Source organism: Variovorax sp. P1_G12, from assembly GCF_056405555.1.
Genome location: NZ_JBFUBW010000021.1, coordinates 103303 through 119967, shown reverse-complemented (window position 1 = coordinate 119967; position 16665 = coordinate 103303). Strand labels below are relative to the sequence as shown.

14 protein-coding genes are annotated in these 16665 nt (G+C 67.1%); 6 read left to right on the top strand and 8 right to left on the bottom strand.

Going from position 1 to position 16665, the window contains the following annotated elements; translation table 11 throughout:
- The first annotated feature begins 487 nt into the window (after window positions 1–487).
- Genes AC1D2O_RS23210 through AC1D2O_RS23190 form a run of 5 tightly spaced genes read left to right on the top strand, consistent with a single transcriptional unit; the run spans window position 488 to window position 7100 of the window.
- Entirely contained in the window at window positions 488–1513 is a 1026-nt protein-coding gene (locus AC1D2O_RS23210; RefSeq protein WP_478090404.1) for an HlyD family secretion protein, read from the top strand.
- Window positions 1513–3288 (top strand): ATP-binding cassette domain-containing protein, encoded by a 1776-nt coding sequence (locus AC1D2O_RS23205; protein ID WP_478157965.1) that lies wholly within the window; start codon window positions 1513–1515, stop codon window positions 3286–3288. Before AC1D2O_RS23210 ends, AC1D2O_RS23205 begins: the two co-directional genes overlap by 1 nt.
- Entirely contained in the window at window positions 3285–4439 is a 1155-nt protein-coding gene (locus AC1D2O_RS23200) for an ABC transporter permease (protein ID WP_478157964.1), read from the top strand. The genes AC1D2O_RS23205 and AC1D2O_RS23200 overlap by 4 nt, the downstream gene beginning before the upstream one ends.
- Window positions 4440–4444: 5 nt before the next feature.
- Window positions 4445–5575, top strand: coding sequence for an ABC transporter permease (locus AC1D2O_RS23195; RefSeq protein ID WP_478085808.1), 1131 nt, complete (start codon window positions 4445–4447; stop codon window positions 5573–5575).
- Between the two features lie 25 nt (window positions 5576–5600).
- Window positions 5601–7100, top strand: coding sequence for an efflux transporter outer membrane subunit (locus tag AC1D2O_RS23190; RefSeq protein WP_478157963.1), 1500 nt, complete (start codon window positions 5601–5603; stop codon window positions 7098–7100).
- Window positions 7101–7126: 26 nt separating this feature from the next.
- On the opposite strand, the gene AC1D2O_RS23185 is transcribed toward AC1D2O_RS23190, so the two are convergent.
- Window positions 7127–8509 (bottom strand): hypothetical protein, encoded by a 1383-nt coding sequence (locus AC1D2O_RS23185; RefSeq protein ID WP_478085806.1) that lies wholly within the window; start codon window positions 8507–8509, stop codon window positions 7127–7129.
- Window positions 8510–9247: 738 nt separating this feature from the next.
- Between AC1D2O_RS23185 and AC1D2O_RS23180 the strand changes: the two genes are divergently transcribed.
- Complete coding sequence (locus AC1D2O_RS23180) at window positions 9248–9694, top strand: response regulator transcription factor (RefSeq protein WP_478085805.1); 447 nt, start codon at window positions 9248–9250, stop codon at window positions 9692–9694.
- A 76-nt stretch (window positions 9695–9770) separates the two neighbouring features.
- On the opposite strand, the gene AC1D2O_RS23175 is transcribed toward AC1D2O_RS23180, so the two are convergent.
- The 7 genes from AC1D2O_RS23175 to AC1D2O_RS23145 form a co-directional block, all read right to left on the bottom strand.
- Window positions 9771–10244, bottom strand: a complete 474-nt coding sequence (locus tag AC1D2O_RS23175) for an ASCH domain-containing protein (RefSeq protein ID WP_478085803.1) — start codon at window positions 10242–10244, stop codon at window positions 9771–9773.
- Complete coding sequence (locus AC1D2O_RS23170; protein ID WP_478157962.1) at window positions 10241–10987, bottom strand: tRNA-uridine aminocarboxypropyltransferase; 747 nt, start codon at window positions 10985–10987, stop codon at window positions 10241–10243. The genes AC1D2O_RS23175 and AC1D2O_RS23170 overlap by 4 nt, the downstream gene beginning before the upstream one ends.
- A 13-nt stretch (window positions 10988–11000) precedes the next feature.
- Complete coding sequence (locus AC1D2O_RS23165) at window positions 11001–12533, bottom strand: serine hydrolase domain-containing protein (RefSeq protein WP_478085801.1); 1533 nt, start codon at window positions 12531–12533, stop codon at window positions 11001–11003.
- A gap of 126 nt (window positions 12534–12659) precedes the next feature.
- Complete coding sequence (locus tag AC1D2O_RS23160; protein ID WP_478085813.1) at window positions 12660–12908, bottom strand: DUF1272 domain-containing protein; 249 nt, start codon at window positions 12906–12908, stop codon at window positions 12660–12662.
- Window positions 12909–13066: 158 nt separating this feature from the next.
- A complete protein-coding gene (locus AC1D2O_RS23155; protein ID WP_478085799.1) occupies window positions 13067–14200 on the bottom strand; it encodes a DUF6929 family protein in 1134 nt (377 codons plus the stop codon).
- 74 nt (window positions 14201–14274) lie between these two features.
- Complete coding sequence (locus tag AC1D2O_RS23150; protein WP_478085798.1) at window positions 14275–14880, bottom strand: lipid-binding SYLF domain-containing protein; 606 nt, start codon at window positions 14878–14880, stop codon at window positions 14275–14277.
- Window positions 14881–15013: 133 nt separating this feature from the next.
- Entirely contained in the window at window positions 15014–16546 is a 1533-nt protein-coding gene (locus tag AC1D2O_RS23145) for a flavin-containing monooxygenase (RefSeq protein ID WP_478085797.1), read from the bottom strand.
- Between the last annotated feature and the right edge of the window lie 119 nt (window positions 16547–16665).

Sequence of the window (16665 nt, the reverse complement as noted above, 5' to 3'; positions counted from 1 at the left end):
GCTCGGAGCGGAGCGCGCCGCCATGCAAAGCGGCCGCCGTCAGGCAAAGATCACATGTGGAAGACGGGGGTGGCCCTTTGCCGCCGATCGGGTCGACGGTGTGCGACAAGGCATGCACGCCGGCGGCGAGCTGGGCCAAGGGCAGCAACAACGCGAGCCACAGCACCCACACCCGGAGGCGCGGCGGACCTGTGCGATGTCGAGGATTGCGCATGGCGGCTGACATCTTAGTCTTGGCGCGAGGCGCCGTTGTGTCACCGGGCGCCGTGAACGCCCGGGGGGCCCGCGCCTAAAGATCCTCGCCGCGCGCCATCGGCGCGACCGCGATGGCGGTTTTCCGAGGAGTTCGCCGGCAGCCTGGTCAAGGACGGCTGGTTGGGCGTTTGCGGCGCTGGCAACTTCAGGCACGATGGGCGGGACGCTGCGGAGGCAGGCGTGAGCGCCTCACTGGTTTGGCGCCCAGCACTCCGGCGCGCGAGAGCAGACCATGAACAAGAAACCGATCCTTGCAGGCGCCGTCGTCCTGGCGGCAGCCGCCGCTTTCGCGGCCTGGTACCTCCACCGGCAGCCCGCCGATGCGCACTCACTGGTGCTCTATGGCAACGTCGACCTGCGGCAGGTGTCGCTGGCCTTCAATGGCAACGAGCGCATCGCCCGGCTCGAGGTCCAGGAAGGCGACCGCGTGAAGGCCGGGCAGGTGCTGGGCGAACTCGACACCCGCACGCTGCAGCTGCAGGCGGCCCAGGCCGAAGCCCAGATCGCCGGTCAGTCGCAAGTGCTGCAGCGCCTCAAGGCCGGCAGCCGGCCCGAGGAAGTGGCGCAGTCGCGCGCCCAGGTCGCCGCCGCCCAGGCCGAGGCCGAGCTGGCCCGCCAGCAGCTCGAGCGGCTGCAATCGATCCGCCAGACCACCGCGGGGCGCGCGGTCAGCCAGCAGGACCTGGACGCCTCGCAGGCGCGCCGGAAGGTGGCCGAGGCGCAGCTCGAGAACGCGCGCAAGGCGCAGCAGTTGGTGGTCGCCGGTCCGCGCAAGGAAGACATCGCACAGGCCCAGGCGCAGCTCGATGTCGCCACCGCGGCGCTCGCGGTGCTCCGCCACCAGTTGCAGGAAGCCCGGCTGCGCGCGCCCATCGATGCGGTGGTGCGCGCGCGCCTGATGGAGCCGGGCGACATGGCGTCGCCGCAGCGGCCGGTCTTCACGCTCGCGATCACCGACCCCAAGTGGGTGCGCGCCTATGTCACCGAGGCGGACCTCGGGCGCGTCAGGCCGGGCATGGCCGCGACGCTGTCGACCGACAGCCACCCCGGCGAGCCGCTCCAGGGCAAGGTCGGCTACATCTCCTCGGTGGCCGAGTTCACGCCCAAGACCGTCCAGACCGAGCAGCTGCGCAGCAGCCTGGTCTATGAGATCCGCGTGCTCGCCGACGACCCCGGCGACCGCCTGCGGCTGGGCATGCCGGTGACGGTGCGCCTCGCGCTGGACGGCGACGCGCTCACGGCGGGGAGTCCGCGCTGATGGACCCCGCCGCGCCGGCGCTGCTGGGACACGGCCTGCGCAAGCGCTTTGCGCAGAAGGGCTCGGCCGAGGGCACGCTGGCGCTCGACGATGTCTCGCTCGAGATCCCCGCCGGCACGCTGGCCGCCCTGGTCGGCCCGGACGGCTCCGGCAAGACCACCTTGCTGCGGCTCGCGGCCGGGCTGATGCGCGCCGACCAGGGCCGGCTCGAGGTCCTGGGCATCGACGTGGCGAGCGAACCGCAGGCGGTGCAGGACCGCATCAGCTACATGCCGCAGCGCTTCGGCCTCTACGAGGACCTCAGCGTGCAGGAAAACCTCGACCTCTATGCCGACCTGCACGGCGTCGACAAGGCAACCCGGCGCGAGCGCTATGCGCGCCTGATGGCGATGACCGACCTGGGCCGCTTCACGGCCCGCCCGGCCGGCAAGCTCTCGGGTGGCATGAAGCAGAAGCTGGGCCTGGCCTGCACCCTGGTGCGCTCGCCCGAACTGCTGCTGCTCGACGAGCCCACGGTCGGCGTCGACCCGCTGTCGCGGCGCGAGCTCTGGGAGATCGTGCAGCAGCTGGTCGAGCAAGAGCACCTCAGCGTGATCGTCAGCACCGCCTACCTGGACGACGCCGAGCGCTGCGCGCAGGTCTTCGTGCTGCATGGCGGCCGGCTGATCGCGCAAGGCGCGCCGCAGCAGCTGCGCGACCTCGCGAACGGCTTCTGCTTCGTCTCGACGCCGCCTCGCGGCACGGCGCCGCGCACCTTGCAGGCGCGCCTGCTCGATGCGCCCGCTTCGATCATCGATGCCGTGCCGCAAGGCGGTGAAGTGCGCTTCATCCGCCGGCCCGAGGCGCAGGCCGCGTCCGTGAACGCCCTGCTCGCGGGCGCGCCGGTGGCGCCCGTGCCCGCGCGCCTGGAGGACGGCTTCATGGTGCTGCTGCGCACGCAGCAGAAAGCCGCAGCCGCGACGGCCGCCCCACACCCGCCCGCGCAGTCGGCACCGCCCGCCGCCGACGCGCAGGAGATCGTCATCCAGGTGAAGGACCTGGTGCGCAAGTTCGGCGACTTCACCGCCGTTGCGAGCACCACATTCGACGTGCGGCGCGGCGAGATCTTCGGCCTGCTCGGTCCCAACGGCGCCGGCAAGACCACCACCTTTCGCATGCTCTGCGGGCTGCTGCCGGCCAGCAGCGGCTTCCTGCAGGTGGCCGGCCTGAACCTGCGCACCGCGCGCGCGCAGGCACGCGGGCGGATCGGCTACGTCTCGCAGAGGTTCGCGCTCTACGGCAACCTCACCGTCACCGAGAACCTCCAGTTCTTCGGCGGTGCCTACGGCCTGCGCGGGCAGCGGCTTCGCGAGCGCATGCAGACGGTGCTGCAGCAATTCGACCTGCTCGGCCAGGCGCATGCGACCAGCGGCCAGCTGCCCGGCGGCTTCAAGCAACGTCTGGCGATGGCGACCGGCCTGCTGCACGAGCCGGAGATCCTGTTTCTCGACGAGCCCACGAGCGGCACCGATCCGCTGGCGCGGCGCGAGTTCTGGCGCCGCATCACGGCGCTGGCCGAGGCCGGCGTGACGGTGATCATCACCACGCACTTCATGGAAGAAGCGGAGTACTGCGACCGCATCGTGATCCAGGACGCCGGCAAGCTGCTCGCCATCGGCACGCCGCAGCAGGTGCGCGTGCAGGCGGGCAGCGCCCCCGACAGCCGGCTCAGCATGGAAGAGGCCTTCATCGACATCGTGACGCAGGCCCGCGACGCCGCGAAAGCATCGCCATGACCGCGCCCACGCAGCCTCCGGCCGCCCACAGCCGCTTCTGGCAACGGCTGATCGCGCTCACGCGCAAGGAGACGCGGCAGCTGGTGCGCGACCCGAGCAGCCTCGCGATCGGCATCCTGCTGCCGATCATCCTGATCCTGATCTTCGGCTACGGGCTCTCGCTCGACGTCAGGAACGCGCCGATGGCCGTGGTGCTCGAAGACACCTCGCCCACCGCCGTGCAGGCGGTCGCGGGCCTGCAGCTCACGCCGTACATCTCGCCGGTGATGCTGACCTCGATGCACGAGGCCGAGGTGCTGATGCACCAGCGCAAGGTCGACGGCATCGTGCGCGTGCCCGGCGACTTCTCGCGCCGGCTCGCGGCCGGCGACGCCAGCATCCAGGTGATCGTGCACGGCGCCGATGCGAACAAGGCCGGCATCGTGCTGCGCTACGCGAGCGGTGCCCTGGCACAGAACGCGGTGCGGCTGGCCGACCGCGGCGCCGTCGCGGCGCCCGGCGTCGGCGCGGTCACCATCGAGCAGCGGCTGTGGTTCAACGCCGCCAACACCAGCACCTGGTACCTCGTGCCGGGGCTGATCGTGCTCATCATGACGCTGGTCGGCGCCTTTCTCACCGCGCTCGTGATGGCGCGCGAATGGGAGCGCGGCACGCTGGAGGCCCTGTTCGTCACGCCCGTGCGTCCGGTGGAAATCCTGCTGGCGAAGATCATTCCCTACTTCGGCATCGGCATGGTCGGGCTGCTGCTGTGCCTCATCGCCGCGCGCTTCCTGTTCGAGGTCCCGATGCATGGCTCGCTCATCGCGCTCGTCGTCAGCGCGATGCTCTATCTGTTGGTCGCGGTGGCCGTGGGCCTGGTCATCTCGTCCGTCACGCGCAACCAGTTCCTCGCGAGCCAGGTGGCGCTGATCTCGAGCTTCCTGCCGTCGCTGATGCTGTCGGGCTTTCTGTTCGACCTGCGCAACGTGCCGATGGTCGTCCGCATCGTGGGCCAGGCGCTGCCGGCGACCTACTTCATGGAGCTGCTGCGCACGTTGTTCCTCGCGGGCAACGTATGGTCGCTGATCTTCAGGAACTGCGCGATCCTGATCGCCTACGCGGTGGTGCTGCTCGGCGTCGCGCGCTTTGTCACGCGCAAGACGCTGGATTGAGGATCATGAACGGCTCATTCATCGACTTCGTGCGGCGCGTCGCCCACCTCTGCCGCAAGGAGCTGCTGGCGATCCTCAAGGACCCGTCCAGCCGGGTCATCCTGATCGTGCCGGCGCTGATGCAAAGCCTGCTGTTCGGCTATGCCGCCACCTACGACCTGAGCCGCGTCGACTACGCGCTGCTCGACCAGAGCCGCAGCGGCGCCTCGACCGCGCTCATCGCCAGGCTCGACGGCACCGGCGTCTTCCGCCGCGCGGCGACGCTCACCTCGCCCGAGCAGATCGCGCCGATCGTCAATGCGCAGGACGCGCTGGTCGTGATCCAGATCGGGCCCCAGTTCGCGCAGCAGCTCCACGCGGGCGAGGCGGCACCGATCCAGGTCATCATCGATGCGCGCAACTCCAACACCGCAGGCTCGTCGGCGGGCTTCGTGAGCTCGGTCGTGGCCAGCTTCAACGACGAATGGCGCCGGCAGCACGGCGGGCGCCAGGCGCCGATCGCGATCGAATCGCGCGCCTGGTTCAACCCCAACCTCGAAACGCGCTGGAACTTCATGCCCGGCCTGATCGCCGCGCTCAGCATGATCCAGACCCTGCTGCTGACCGCACTCTCCGTGGCGCGCGAGCGCGAGCAAGGCACCTTCGACCAGTTGCTCGTCACGCCGCTGTCGCCCACCGAGATCATGATCGGCAAGGCCATTCCACCGGTGATGATCGGCCTCGTGCAGTCCACCCTGGTGCTGCTCATCACGCTGCTGTGGTTCCGGGTACCGATGGCGGGCTCCTTCCTCACGCTCTACACCGGCCTGGCCTGCTTCACCGTCGCCAGCGTCGGCATCGGCCTGTCGATCTCGGCGGTGTCGGCCAACATGCAGCAGGCCATGCTCTACACCTTCGTGCTGATCATGCCGATGATGCTGCTGTCGGGCCTGACGACCCCTGTCAGCAATATGCCGCAGGCGCTGCAGATCGCGACGCTGGCCAACCCGCTGCGCTTCGCGATCGACCTGGTGCAGCGGGTCTATCTCGAAGGCGTCGGGCTCGCCGCGGTCTGGCACAACCTGATCCCGCTGCTGGTGATCGCGGCCGTCACGCTGCCGCTGGCGGCCTGGTTGTTCCGCCATCGGCTGGTCTGAGCCGCTCCCTTGCAAGGACACCGACATGACAAGCTCCCTTCGCTCACTGCATCGCACGGCGGGGCTGGCCGCGCTGATGCTGGCCGGCTGCGCCGTCGGCCCCGATTTCAAGCCCGAAGTGCCGGCCTCGCCGCCCAGCTTCTCGGCCTGGCACGGCGGCTCGCCGGAGCTGATCGCGCCGCAGGAGCGCGAGCGCACGAGCATGGCGCCGCCGGCCGCCTGGACCATGTTCGGCGACCCGGTGCTCGATGCGCTGGAGGCCCGCGCCCTGGCCGCCAGCCCCGACCTGCAGACCGCGGCGCTTCGCTTCGCGCAAAGCCGCACGCAACTGCTGGTCGTGCAGTCGCAGCGGGTGCCGCAGGTCAACGCCAGCGCCGGCGCGCGGCGCATACGCCAGAGCGAGGACGGCGATCCGACGCGCCTGATCGGCGCCCTCAACCCGGCCAACCGCGAGCAGCTGATCCAGACGCTGAGCGAACCGCACGACCTCTTCCAGGCCGGCTTCGACGCTTCCTGGGAGATCGACGTCTGGGGCCGCGTGCGGCGCTCGATCGAGGCAGCCGATGCCAACGTCGCCGCCTCGCGGGCACTGCTGGCGCAAGTGCAGCTCAGCGTGCAGGCCGAGCTCGCGCGCCACTATTTCGAGCTGCGCGCGGTACAGCGCCAGATCCGCATCGCGCGCGCCGACATCGCCGCGGCCGAGGAAACGCTCGAACTGGTCAGGGCGCGCGCCGACGCCGGCCTCACGACCGACCTCGACGTGACGCGGCAGAAGGCCCAGACGGCCGATCTGCGCGCGCGCGTGCCGCAACTGCTGGTGCAGGAGGCGGTGGCCGCAAACCAGATCACGCTGCTCGTAGGCGAGAGGCCCGGCGCGCTGCAGGCCCAGCTGGCCGGCCCGACCGACACGACCGAGCGCCCGCTGCCGGACCTGTCGCTCGGCCTGCCCTCGGAGCTGGCGCTGCGCCGTCCCGACATCCAGCTCGCCCAGGCGCAGCTGCATGCGGCCACCGCGAACATCGGCGTTGCGGTGGCGGAGCTCTATCCGCGCATCACGCTCGGCGCCAACTTCGGCTTCGAGTCGGTCGAGGCCAGCACCTTCGGCGAATGGGGCAGCCGCCAGTGGTTCGTCGGGCCCAGCCTGCAGATACCGGTCTTCGATGGCGGGCGCCGGCGCGCCACCGTGACCCTGCGCGAGCAGCAGCAGCAGGAGGCCGCCGTGGCCTACCAGCAGACCGTGCTCAAGGCCTGGCACGAGATCGACGATGCATTGAGCGTCTATTCGGCCGAGCGGCTGCGCAACGTGCAGCTGGCCGTGCGGGAGCGCAGCAGCCGCGACGCGCTGGAGCTGGCCCGCGTGCGCTACGACCATGGCCTGACCGATTTCCTGGTTCAGCTCGACGCCCAGCGCACCTGGCTGCAGGCGCAGCGCGAGTACACCGAAAGCACGAGCCGGCTGGCGCTGGGCCTGGTGGCGGTGTCGAAGGCGCTGGGGGGGGCCGGCGAACTGCCGGGAAAGTCCTGATCGGGCCGTCGCAGCCAGCCGTGGCCTCAATCCATCAAGTTGATCTGCAGATAGCCATTGGTGCCATGCGCGGGATCGTTGGCACCGATGATGGCGAAGACCTTGGCGCCCTGCATCGCAAAGTAGAAAGCGCCCGTGCTCGCGTTGGGCAAGCTGCGCATTCCATTCGGTTGGCTGGCTCCCATCGCATTGAAAGCATTGGAGGTCTGCACCGCGCTGCCATCGGTCGCGACGCCGCTGCGCGTCGACGTGTTGTTGGCCGAAACCTGTACGCGGGCCCACGAGCCCGGCGTGGCGGAGCCGTAGCCGGTGCCGGCAGGCCAGGCATTGCCTTCGGGCACGCCGATCCGGAAAACGGCGGTGCGCGGGTCGCTCGCGGACTTCCCGGCAATCAGGAAAATCTTCTGGTCGCCGATGCGCGCCAGCGCGATGTTGGCGGTGTTCGAAGGCGAGGCCGATTCAACCATGGTCCACATGCCGCTCACGCTGCCGGGGGAGATTTGCCAGGTCTGCTGATCAGCGATCGGGCAGAGTTCGATCCGGAAGATGTTGGCGGCGTTGCAGCGAACGAGCTTGGTGCCTCCTCCCGAGATCTCGAACTGGGAGATATCGGAGTTCTGCGCAGTCGGGCCTACGTCGATGCCGAAGCGGTTGTAGACGCCGTCCAGTGCCGCCTGCTGCGTTTCCAGCGCTCGCGAGGCCACGAAAGGCTGGATGGCATGGATCTCGGTCGCCGATTGCGTCACGACGAAGGGAAATGCGCCGATCACGGTGTCCTGGTTGACACGAAAGCGCGCGGTGTTCGCTGCGGTGGTGATCCGGGCGGACTGGAAGACATACGTGCCAGCCTCATTGGGATCCGCGGCAAAGGTCCCGGCGAGCACGGCGTTGTTGCTGTCGGTCCAGGTGTAGGCGCGGGTGTCGAAGTCGAGCGCAAGCGTTTGCCGGGTTCCGTTGGTGGCGAAGGCCTTGTAGCTTCCGTTGCGCAGGTCGGCGCCCGCCACCACGAATTGCAGCGCCTTGGTGTTTGCTGCTTCGGCGCCCGCCGACGCGGTCACCGTGTAGGTGGCCGGCGAGGAGGTCTCGTTGATCAGCTGCGCGCTCCATTGGGTGAGTGTGCTGGCGAGGCCCTTGGCGGTGATGCCGGCCGGCGAACTGCTGCCGGTCCACGCGACGCTCTGACTGGGCGTGATCTCCACCGTGTCGCCGGGCTTCACGGCGTACTGGTCTGCGCTCTGGGCCGTTGCGGCCTGCCCGTTGATCTTCACCGACGCGGTCAAGGCCGGCTTGGGGGCCACGCCTGTGATGCCACCGATGCCGCCGCCTCCCCCACCGCCGCCGCCGCCGCCGCCGCAAGATGCCAATGTCGCCGCGGCCAGGATGCCGGCGGCAAGAATCCACTTTCTCATTCACTCGTCTCCATCAAGATGTGTTTGTGTTGTTTTGCTGCGTTGCTGGCCAGGAACGCCTTGTGTTCCCACCGCCCCTACACGGCGGGGCCGCTGCGCAAACGGGCGCAAAGATACATGTAGTTGCATTATTCCGCAACAAAAAGTACTGCTTTTTTTGACAGGACACAATTCACGTCCTCGACGGGTGCGGCTTTCGTATCCGGTGCGCAACTCGATCGGCGTTAAACTCACGGCTGCGTTGAAATCGCAGTGGCGAGGTGAATTGGCAAACCGATCGTCGCTTTTGAGCTTCCAGAGCCACCTGGGTTTTGGTTGCGGACTTGCTCCTCGATGACGCACGTGCTCGTGCGGCCAATGAGCGGCCGATTTCAATTCGTTCTGATTCAAATCTGAGAGGGCTTCGCGTCAGCGATCGCGCCTCTAGGCGTGCCGGTCATCCCTGATCGGCAGCCAGGCTGCGTGCCCCATTTTTATTTTTTATTATTGGAGGCCCTTTCGAGGCCAGAGAATTCCTAGAGGGTGGCGACGAGTGTGAGTATTGTTTGTATGGGAGCCGGGGGCGACAGAGGGGTCGTTCGCCTGGTCGGGGTAGATGGTGAAATTCACACGGCTCTGGATCAGACCCTTCGGAATGAAGGGCATGGGGTTCGCGCCCACGCGTGCTGGGAATCGTTTGCGGAGTCGGGCATTGGCGGCGAAGCAGGCTGTCTGGTCGTCGACATCGATGCTCGCGAAATGCCGAACGAACTTCTGGCGCTGCTGGCCCAGGGAGCGGATTGTGGTGTTCCCGGCATCGTCATCGCGACAAGGCCGAGCCCGGCAGATGTCGTGTCCGTGATGAAGGCTGGCGCCTCCGACCTGCTTCTGAAGCCCTTCGGCAATGCGGCGCTCGTGAGCGCAATCGACAATGCCATGGCCAAAGGACTCACGCGGTACAGAAGACAAGTGCGACTGGGCAGAATGAGAATGTGCTACGCGTCGCTCACCCCGCGCGAACAAGAAGTGGCGCACCTGGTGGGCGCTGGGCATCGGAACAAGGAAATCGCCCAGGCCCTTGAGATTTCCGCGCGCACGGTCAAGGTCTATCGAGCCAACGCGCTGGTGAAGATGGCCGCCCGTGGCGTGCCAGACCTGGTTCGCGCGCTTGGAATGCTTCGCGTGGAGCATGAGCCCGCCGCGTGAACACCAAGGCAAAGGTGGCACACCTTAGCTTCCGATTTCGGGAGCCTTGCGACACGAACACGACGAGGTCGTACCTTCAGGTGCCGGCTCTGTAGACGACTCTGAACCGCTCGCACGCAACAGGCATGACCTGACTGGGTTCTCGGCCCAGGCGCGCGCATTCGCGGCCGAAGTAGGCCCAGTGAACGCGGCGCCAGTACGCCAGCGATCCATCGCCCTCCCCCTCGCTCGCGGCGAACTCTGCGCCGACTTGCTCGAAGGGCACAACCTCGACCTTCAGCGTCTCGATGACGCATGCAGGCTTTCCGTCCCAGTAGGTGACCACACTGAGGGCGCCCGGCTTGGGTGGCGAGCCGCCGGCATTCTCGAACGACCAGACGAGACTGGCAGTGGCCCGTTTGACACCTGCGAGTACCAGGTCCGCAAGTGCGTCGGCATCGGCTTCGTTGTCATCGAAGTGGAACGCCTCGAAGAACCGGGCGGCGCAGTCTTCTCCCATCTCGGCGCAGAAGGCGTCCCAGAAAGTGGCGATGCTTGAGGGAATGTTCATGCTTGTCCCAAGAGAGAAACCTCGCGCAACCGCTGGTGCGCCGTGCCATCCCAGGCAATGGGCTGCTGGTTCTTCGCATGCAGATAGTGATGGGTGAATACCGCCAGGTAGGCCTCCAAGGTTTGCTCGGCAAGGTGTTCTCCCGCCAGGTTCATGCACAAGGCAGCCACCTCGCTGGTGCAGAAGTGGTCGTCGCGGCCGGAGCGGCGCAGCTTGTAGTGCGATATCTGGTCAGGCTGCAGGCTCAGCACCGGCAGTGGATCCAGGTAAGGGCTTCGACGGAACATCTTGCGGGCCTCGGCCCAGGTCGCGTCCAGCAGGATGAACAGCGGGCGTTTTCCGGTCACACCACTGCGGGTCTCAGGCGGCTGCACGGTGCGCACCACCCGCTCGGGCGCCGCATACTGGCCCGGAAACACCACGTAGGGCTGCCACTGCGGGTCGCCCAGCAGGGCCAGAAGTGCGGGGTCGGTTTCGGTGCGCGCCCAGCCAAAGGCAAAGGTATCGGCCACCACGTCGGCGATCAGCCAGCCCGTGTTGCTTGGCTTGAGTGGCTCGATATCGGCCATGAGCAGACACACCCCTGCGCGTGTGGCCACCGACGGGCGCAAGGCACACATGCAATGGCTGGGGACGAGCCGGCAGCCCGCGCAACGCTCGCGCTTGAATCCACCACGGGCGAGAAAGGGTTTGACGCTGCGCGCCAGGCGGGCGGCGCGCAGGAGGGAGACGGCGTGGGGCATGCGGCGATTTTCGCTACTGCGCGCGAGGCACGGCTTCCATCAGCAGCGCAAGGGCCTTGTTGAGGCTGGTCACTCCGGAGCGCTCCCCCTTGTCGTGGCCCAGGCGTACGACGACCAGCTCGTGCGATGGAACCACGAAGACGAACTGGCCGCCCGCACCCAACATGTAGTACGCGGTCTGCGGCACGGCATAGGTCGCCGCTCCATTGATCCAGAAGAAGCCACCGTAGATCATGCGCTTGTCCGCCGCCCAGGCGGGGGCGACGGTGCTCACGAAGTTCACGAACCCCTCCGGCAGGATCCGCTCACCCTTCCATACGCCGTCCTGCAGGTAGAGATTGCCCAGGCGCGCCCAATCGCGCCCCGACATCGCCTCGTAGCCTTGCGTGAGAAAGTTGCCGTGGGGATCGGTCTCCATCACCATGCTGCGGATGCCGATCTTGTCGAAGAGATGGCGCTGTGGAAACGAGAGGTAGTCCTCGCCGCGCTTTTCGACTGCGAGGCGAATCAGGTAGCTCGCAAGCACCGGATCGGTGTTGCGGTAGCGGCCCACGGTGTTGGGGGGCCACTGCTGAGGCCGGGTCGCCGCGTAAGTGAACGCGTTGTTCCGTCCGGTGTAGAAGTAGAGGTGATCGGGGTAGGAGCCGTTGGGGTCGAAGTCCGGATCGTCCGGCGCCTTGATGCGCAGCCCGCTCGACATGCGAAGAATGTCCGAGATGCGGATCTTCCGCCGGCCATCGTCGGCGCCTTGCCACTCGGGAATTGGCGCGGGCTGGTCGAGCTGATAGACGCCCTGCTGGACAAGAACGCCCATCATCGTTCCAACCACGCTCTTGCCCATGGACCAGGACTGGAGCGGCGTTGTGATCCCGATGCCGTTCGTGTAGCGCTCGCCAACGAGCCGCCCCTTGTGCGTGACCACGAACGCTTCGGTGTACGCGTCGGGCGCAAACGCGGCCTCCACGGCCTGGCCGATTTTCGCCATGTCGACGCCGGCCGGTGGCGGGTCGGTGGGCAGCACGTCCCCCATCGGCCAGGGTACTTCCGCCGGATCCGGCAATGCGCTCTTGATCTCCACCGGCTTGAAGAAGACGTCGTCCTGGCCAGGCGGAAGGGTGATGCAACCCTGCGAGCCGAAGTGGCGCGCGACCAGGGTCGGGCCGTTCGGGATCGTGATGCGGATTTCTTTCCGCGCACGGTCGATCACCGGCTTTCCCACCTTCTTGCGTTGTTCATACGGTGCCGTGAAGTAGCCGACGCTCTCGGCCGCGAAATCGGGATCCAGCCCGGTGATGAACACCGCCGAACACATCGTCTTGGCAAAGCCGGCGGTGTGGTGCTCCAGCGGATCGCCGGGTGGCGGCACGTAGGTCGTGTCGAGCTCCAGGCCTCGCGCTCGAGCATTGAGCGCCTCTTTGGCCGGCAGTTGGGCGGACGTCTGTGCGGCTGGGGCAGGGGTCGCGGTGCCGCCAACGACACCTCCACCTCCACCGCCACCTCCTCCGCAAGCAGTGAGCAACGCGGCCACCGCCAGCCATGGAGTCACGGGCCGCACCTCTTGTGAGGCGCTCGAAAACTGAAAGGGAGTGCGCAGTCTCATCGTTCTTCTTTTTTTTGAAGGTTGAGCGGAAACGTCCGGTCGGCGACGCGACCGCGCTTGGCAGGGTGAAGCTCAGGGTGCGGCTGCGCAACCTTCGGGCTTGAACACCCGCGTGGTCGAAGCCGGGTATTTTTCGAGCTTGCTGGCCAAGCGTCGTGGACGCGCAAGCAACTCACCGCCGCAGTTCGGGCAGATTCCGCCCAGGCGCTGGCCGGCGCAATCGCTGCAGAACGTGCACTCGAAGGAGCAAATCCGCGCGGCTGCCGAATCGGGCGGCAAGTCTCGGTCACAACACTCGCACCCGGGACGCATTTGGAGCATGGCGAAGACCTCGGTTGGCATGGTCGGAGCAGCTTGAGCGAAGCCGTACCGGCGCCGCCTTGATATGACTGCTGGTGGCTGGAACTCAGCTTATCGTAATCCGGGCGTCGGCCGGCAACGGTCAACGACGTGCAGACCCGATCGCTTCCAGAGTGCAATCAATGCAGCGGCGCAGGCTTGATGGTCAACACGACGTCGAAGAACTCGCTGCTGCCGTCGTCGTTGTCGCTGACCAGGGCACCGGTGGCGCGACGCCGTCCCGTGTGCGTCAGCGCGATGGACTCCACCTTGGTCTTGAGCGGCACTCCGGCCTTGGACAGGCGCTGCGCGCTTCGGGTCAGGTCCAGTGGCGCTCCATCTTTCAACGTGGACAGGGGGATCAGCCCCAGGTAGCTGCCCAGCACCGCACCGTCGGCGTAGGCGTTGTCGGAGCCCTCCACGGACGCGCTGTAGACCAGGCTGTCGATCTCGGGCCAGTAGTCGGCACCCGAGAATCCCGCCTCGATCCCCTGCAGTTGCGGCAGCCTGGCCTCATGCAGGCGGATCTCCGTGATCTTGTCGGCCTTGCCGGTCATGTAGGCCATGAGGTCGTCGAGCGCCACCTTGAAAAGGAGGTTCCGGTCGGCGTTGCCCCGGTTGAAGAAATAGGCATCGCCATGGGCCACGGCCAGGGCCTCGATGTTGACCATCTGGCCGCCCTTGAAACCCGCGAGCGCGGCGAAGTCCCGGTAGAGCACGGCCATGTCCCGTACCTGCGAGGCGGACTTGCCATCCGTGGCGACCAGGAGGCCGGTTTCCCGCGCCCCCTTCTTGCCGCCGGAGCCCAGGATCAGATTCCAGACAGCCCCGTTCCATGCCACGGTGGCCATCGCCTCGTAGTCCGGCTTGATGTGTTTGGCGATGCGGCCGTTCTTTTGAACCGGAAAGTCCTGCAGCAGGGAACGATCGGTGATCGCGAACTTGCGATTCAGCGTGAACAGATAGGGGGAATCGTCCCCAACCACGAAGTACCTTCCCGCGTGCCAGGCCATGCCGGAGCCGGAAGGAAGATTTTTCCTGACCACGGGCCCGGCGATGACGATGCCGAGGTCTGCGGCATACGAACTCCACGCGGCCATGGCCAGCACCAGTGAAGCGGCAAGTCTCTTGTTCATAGCAACCATCTCTTGAAGAAAGCGCCGCCAGCATAGCCCGATGAGGTGGCCGGATTTCCCGTTCCGGCGGCGGCGCTCGGCATGCACGGCGTGCCGAACTTTCAATTCAACGACACCGTCATCGTCGAAGGCGCGCAACGCCCCGGCTTGCTGGTGGAAGCGATGCTTCGCACACTGACGCCTTCGATCCGACAGAGCGAAGGCCCGGAGCGTTACTGGGGCTGGTTCAACTGCGCGTAGGGCACGAAGGCGGCGCCGCCCCAGTTGGCCTGCAGCAAGAGGCCCTGGTCGGTGAACTGGTAGGTGGAGATGAAGGGATTGAAGGAGGTCGACAGGTCCGCGGACGCACCCTCGGAGCGCAGCTTCATCGTGGCGTCGGCCGACGCAGCCACGTCAGCGCCGAGTCTGCGAAACTGGTCGAACACTTCCTTGTTCTTGAAGACCATCACCTGGCGGAAATCCTTGTAGCCGATACCCGGGCCCGTACCGGCGCGCGTTGCCAGCATGAAGGTAGGCGCCTGCGTCGCGTTGTCGACCAGCACGCCTGTGCCGCGCGCCCCGACGAAGAGCACGACGTTGATCTGCGAGGAGTCGAACACCGCGTAGCCGACCGCCTTCCTCAACTCCTCGCGAGTCTCGGGCTTCTGGGCAAAGAGTTGGTCGAGCGTCTTGTCGCGCATGGCGAGAATCTGCGCCTTGACTTTCGGGACCTCGGCCGCCGCCAGCGTGGGCTGCACCGACTTTTCGACGTCTTTGGAACCCGAGGCGCAGGCCGCCAGCAGGAAGGGCAGCAGCATCATCCAGGCGAGACGTGTCATGTCGAAATCCTTTTGCGAGAGCCAGGGGGGACGCCATTGTGCGCCATCAACTGCCCGGCATGATGCCGGGCAGCCGCCAGCCATGGGGCAAGGCGGACGCATGCATGCCACCGCGCAAGCAGTCGTCGCGGAATCATGGTGCGACCGGTGGCGCAGCCGCCCACGCGGCGACCTGCGCAGACTGCGCGACGCAGGCCAGTCGCCGCAGCTTCTGCAATTCGGAGTCCTGAAACTGCGAGGACTGCATGCATCCGAAGGCCTTGGCTTCATCGGCAAACCGGTCGGCCGCATCCGGCAGCGCATCGCGACCTTCGAGGCGAAACGAAACCGGCGCGAGCGGCCCGAACAACAGGGCACGCCGAAGCTGAGGCCAGCGCTGCGGATCGGGCTCCACGCCCGCGGCGCGCGCAAACAGCAAGGCCATCAGGTTCATCTTGGTTTTCTGTGGGGCGCCACGCGCGCGGCACTCGGCAACGCCCACGTGCATCGCTTCCAGCGTCGGCGCTGCGATGGCGCCGCTCCACACATAGGCCATCCACCGGGCCTGCAACTCGATCGGCGGAAACATCGGGCCCGACTGATCCCAGAGGCCCACGAATGCAAGCCCGGGCAACTGCGGATGGAAGGTGTGCTGATAAAGATCGAGCCGCTGGGCGTCGAGGTTGAGCGTGCGGCGGATCGGTGCGCCGAGGAAGGGCATTTTCAGTTCGAAGCCGGTGCCGAACAGAATGCCGTCGAAGGTCTCCGCACGCCCGTCGCTGAAGCTGACCCGCGTGCCTTCGACCCTGTCGAACCACGGCCGCACCTCGATGCGGCCCTCGGCCACCAGCGGAAGAAAATGCTGGCTCAATGTCAGGCCCGCCTCGAGGATGCTGTCGGCGGGCTTTGGCGCACCGAACTGTTCCGGACTGCCGCCCCATCCCACCACCAGCTCCTTCAGCATCTCACCGAATTCGCTGCGCGGCAGCGACTCCTCCGCCAGCGCCTGGAAGCGCGTGAACACGCGATGGTCCGAAGGCACCCCGGCCGCGAGCTTCGGCAACACATAGCGCTGCCGACGGTGGCACACGACCACCCTTGCCGCGCCGAGCATGCAAAGATCGCTGGCAATCTCGAGGGCACTGATCGCGCAGCCCGCGACGAGGACGCGCTTGCCGCGGTAGCGCTCGGGATGCTTGTAGGCGCTGGTATGCGCCACGCCATCGTTGCCCGAGAACGACGCCAGCCCCGGCACCTCGGGAATCCGCGAATGCTGGAAGCGGCCACAGGCGATCACGGCTTTCTCGAAGATCTCTTCGTCGCGCGTGTCATGGCGCACGGCCCATCCCCCGGGCACCGCCGCAACCTCGCGCACCTTGGTGCGCAGACGGATCTGCGCGGTCAGGCCGAATCGGTCCGCATAGAGCTGCAGGTAGTCGCCGATCTCGCGACTGGACGGATAGACCGCGAGGCCCGGCGCATGCGGCAGGTCGCTGAACTGGGTGAGCACGCGGCTGGTGTTGGTGCGCATCGACGGCCATACGCCGCTGCAGATCGCGTCGCCGCTCCACTGGCCGCCGGGCAATGGCGCCTGCTCGAACAGCACGGGCTCGAAGCCTTCGGATTGCAGGTAGCGCGCCGCGATCAGGCCGCCCGGCCCGGATCCGATGATGGCGACTCTTGGCATCGTTGGAACCTCCATCCTCGTCGGGACCGGTACGCGTGCCGAGCGTTTGAGGGGGTCTGGCCTTCGCCTTCCTCGCCCCATGCAAACTGCCGCCCACTCTCCCGCATTGCGGGGCCGTC

Excerpts from the sequence above, each read along its gene's own strand:
- AC1D2O_RS23210 (WP_478090404.1), top strand. The coding sequence starts at position 488 with ATGAACAAGAAACCGATCCTTGCAGGCGCCGTCGTCCTGGCGGCAGCC.
- AC1D2O_RS23205 (WP_478157965.1), top strand. The coding sequence starts at position 1,513 with ATGGACCCCGCCGCGCCGGCGCTGCTGGGACACGGCCTGCGCAAGCGC.
- AC1D2O_RS23200 (WP_478157964.1), top strand. The coding sequence starts at position 3,285 with ATGACCGCGCCCACGCAGCCTCCGGCCGCCCACAGCCGCTTCTGGCAA.
- AC1D2O_RS23195 (WP_478085808.1), top strand. The coding sequence starts at position 4,445 with ATGAACGGCTCATTCATCGACTTCGTGCGGCGCGTCGCCCACCTCTGC.
- AC1D2O_RS23190 (WP_478157963.1), top strand. The coding sequence starts at position 5,601 with ATGACAAGCTCCCTTCGCTCACTGCATCGCACGGCGGGGCTGGCCGCG.
- AC1D2O_RS23185 (WP_478085806.1), bottom strand. The coding sequence starts at position 8,509 with ATGAGAAAGTGGATTCTTGCCGCCGGCATCCTGGCCGCGGCGACATTG.
- AC1D2O_RS23180 (WP_478085805.1), top strand. The coding sequence starts at position 9,248 with ATGCCGAACGAACTTCTGGCGCTGCTGGCCCAGGGAGCGGATTGTGGT.
- AC1D2O_RS23175 (WP_478085803.1), bottom strand. The coding sequence starts at position 10,244 with ATGAACATTCCCTCAAGCATCGCCACTTTCTGGGACGCCTTCTGCGCC.
- AC1D2O_RS23170 (WP_478157962.1), bottom strand. The coding sequence starts at position 10,987 with ATGCCCCACGCCGTCTCCCTCCTGCGCGCCGCCCGCCTGGCGCGCAGC.
- AC1D2O_RS23160 (WP_478085813.1), bottom strand. The coding sequence starts at position 12,908 with ATGCTCCAAATGCGTCCCGGGTGCGAGTGTTGTGACCGAGACTTGCCG.
- AC1D2O_RS23150 (WP_478085798.1), bottom strand. The coding sequence starts at position 14,880 with ATGACACGTCTCGCCTGGATGATGCTGCTGCCCTTCCTGCTGGCGGCC.
- AC1D2O_RS23145 (WP_478085797.1), bottom strand. The coding sequence starts at position 16,546 with ATGCCAAGAGTCGCCATCATCGGATCCGGGCCGGGCGGCCTGATCGCG.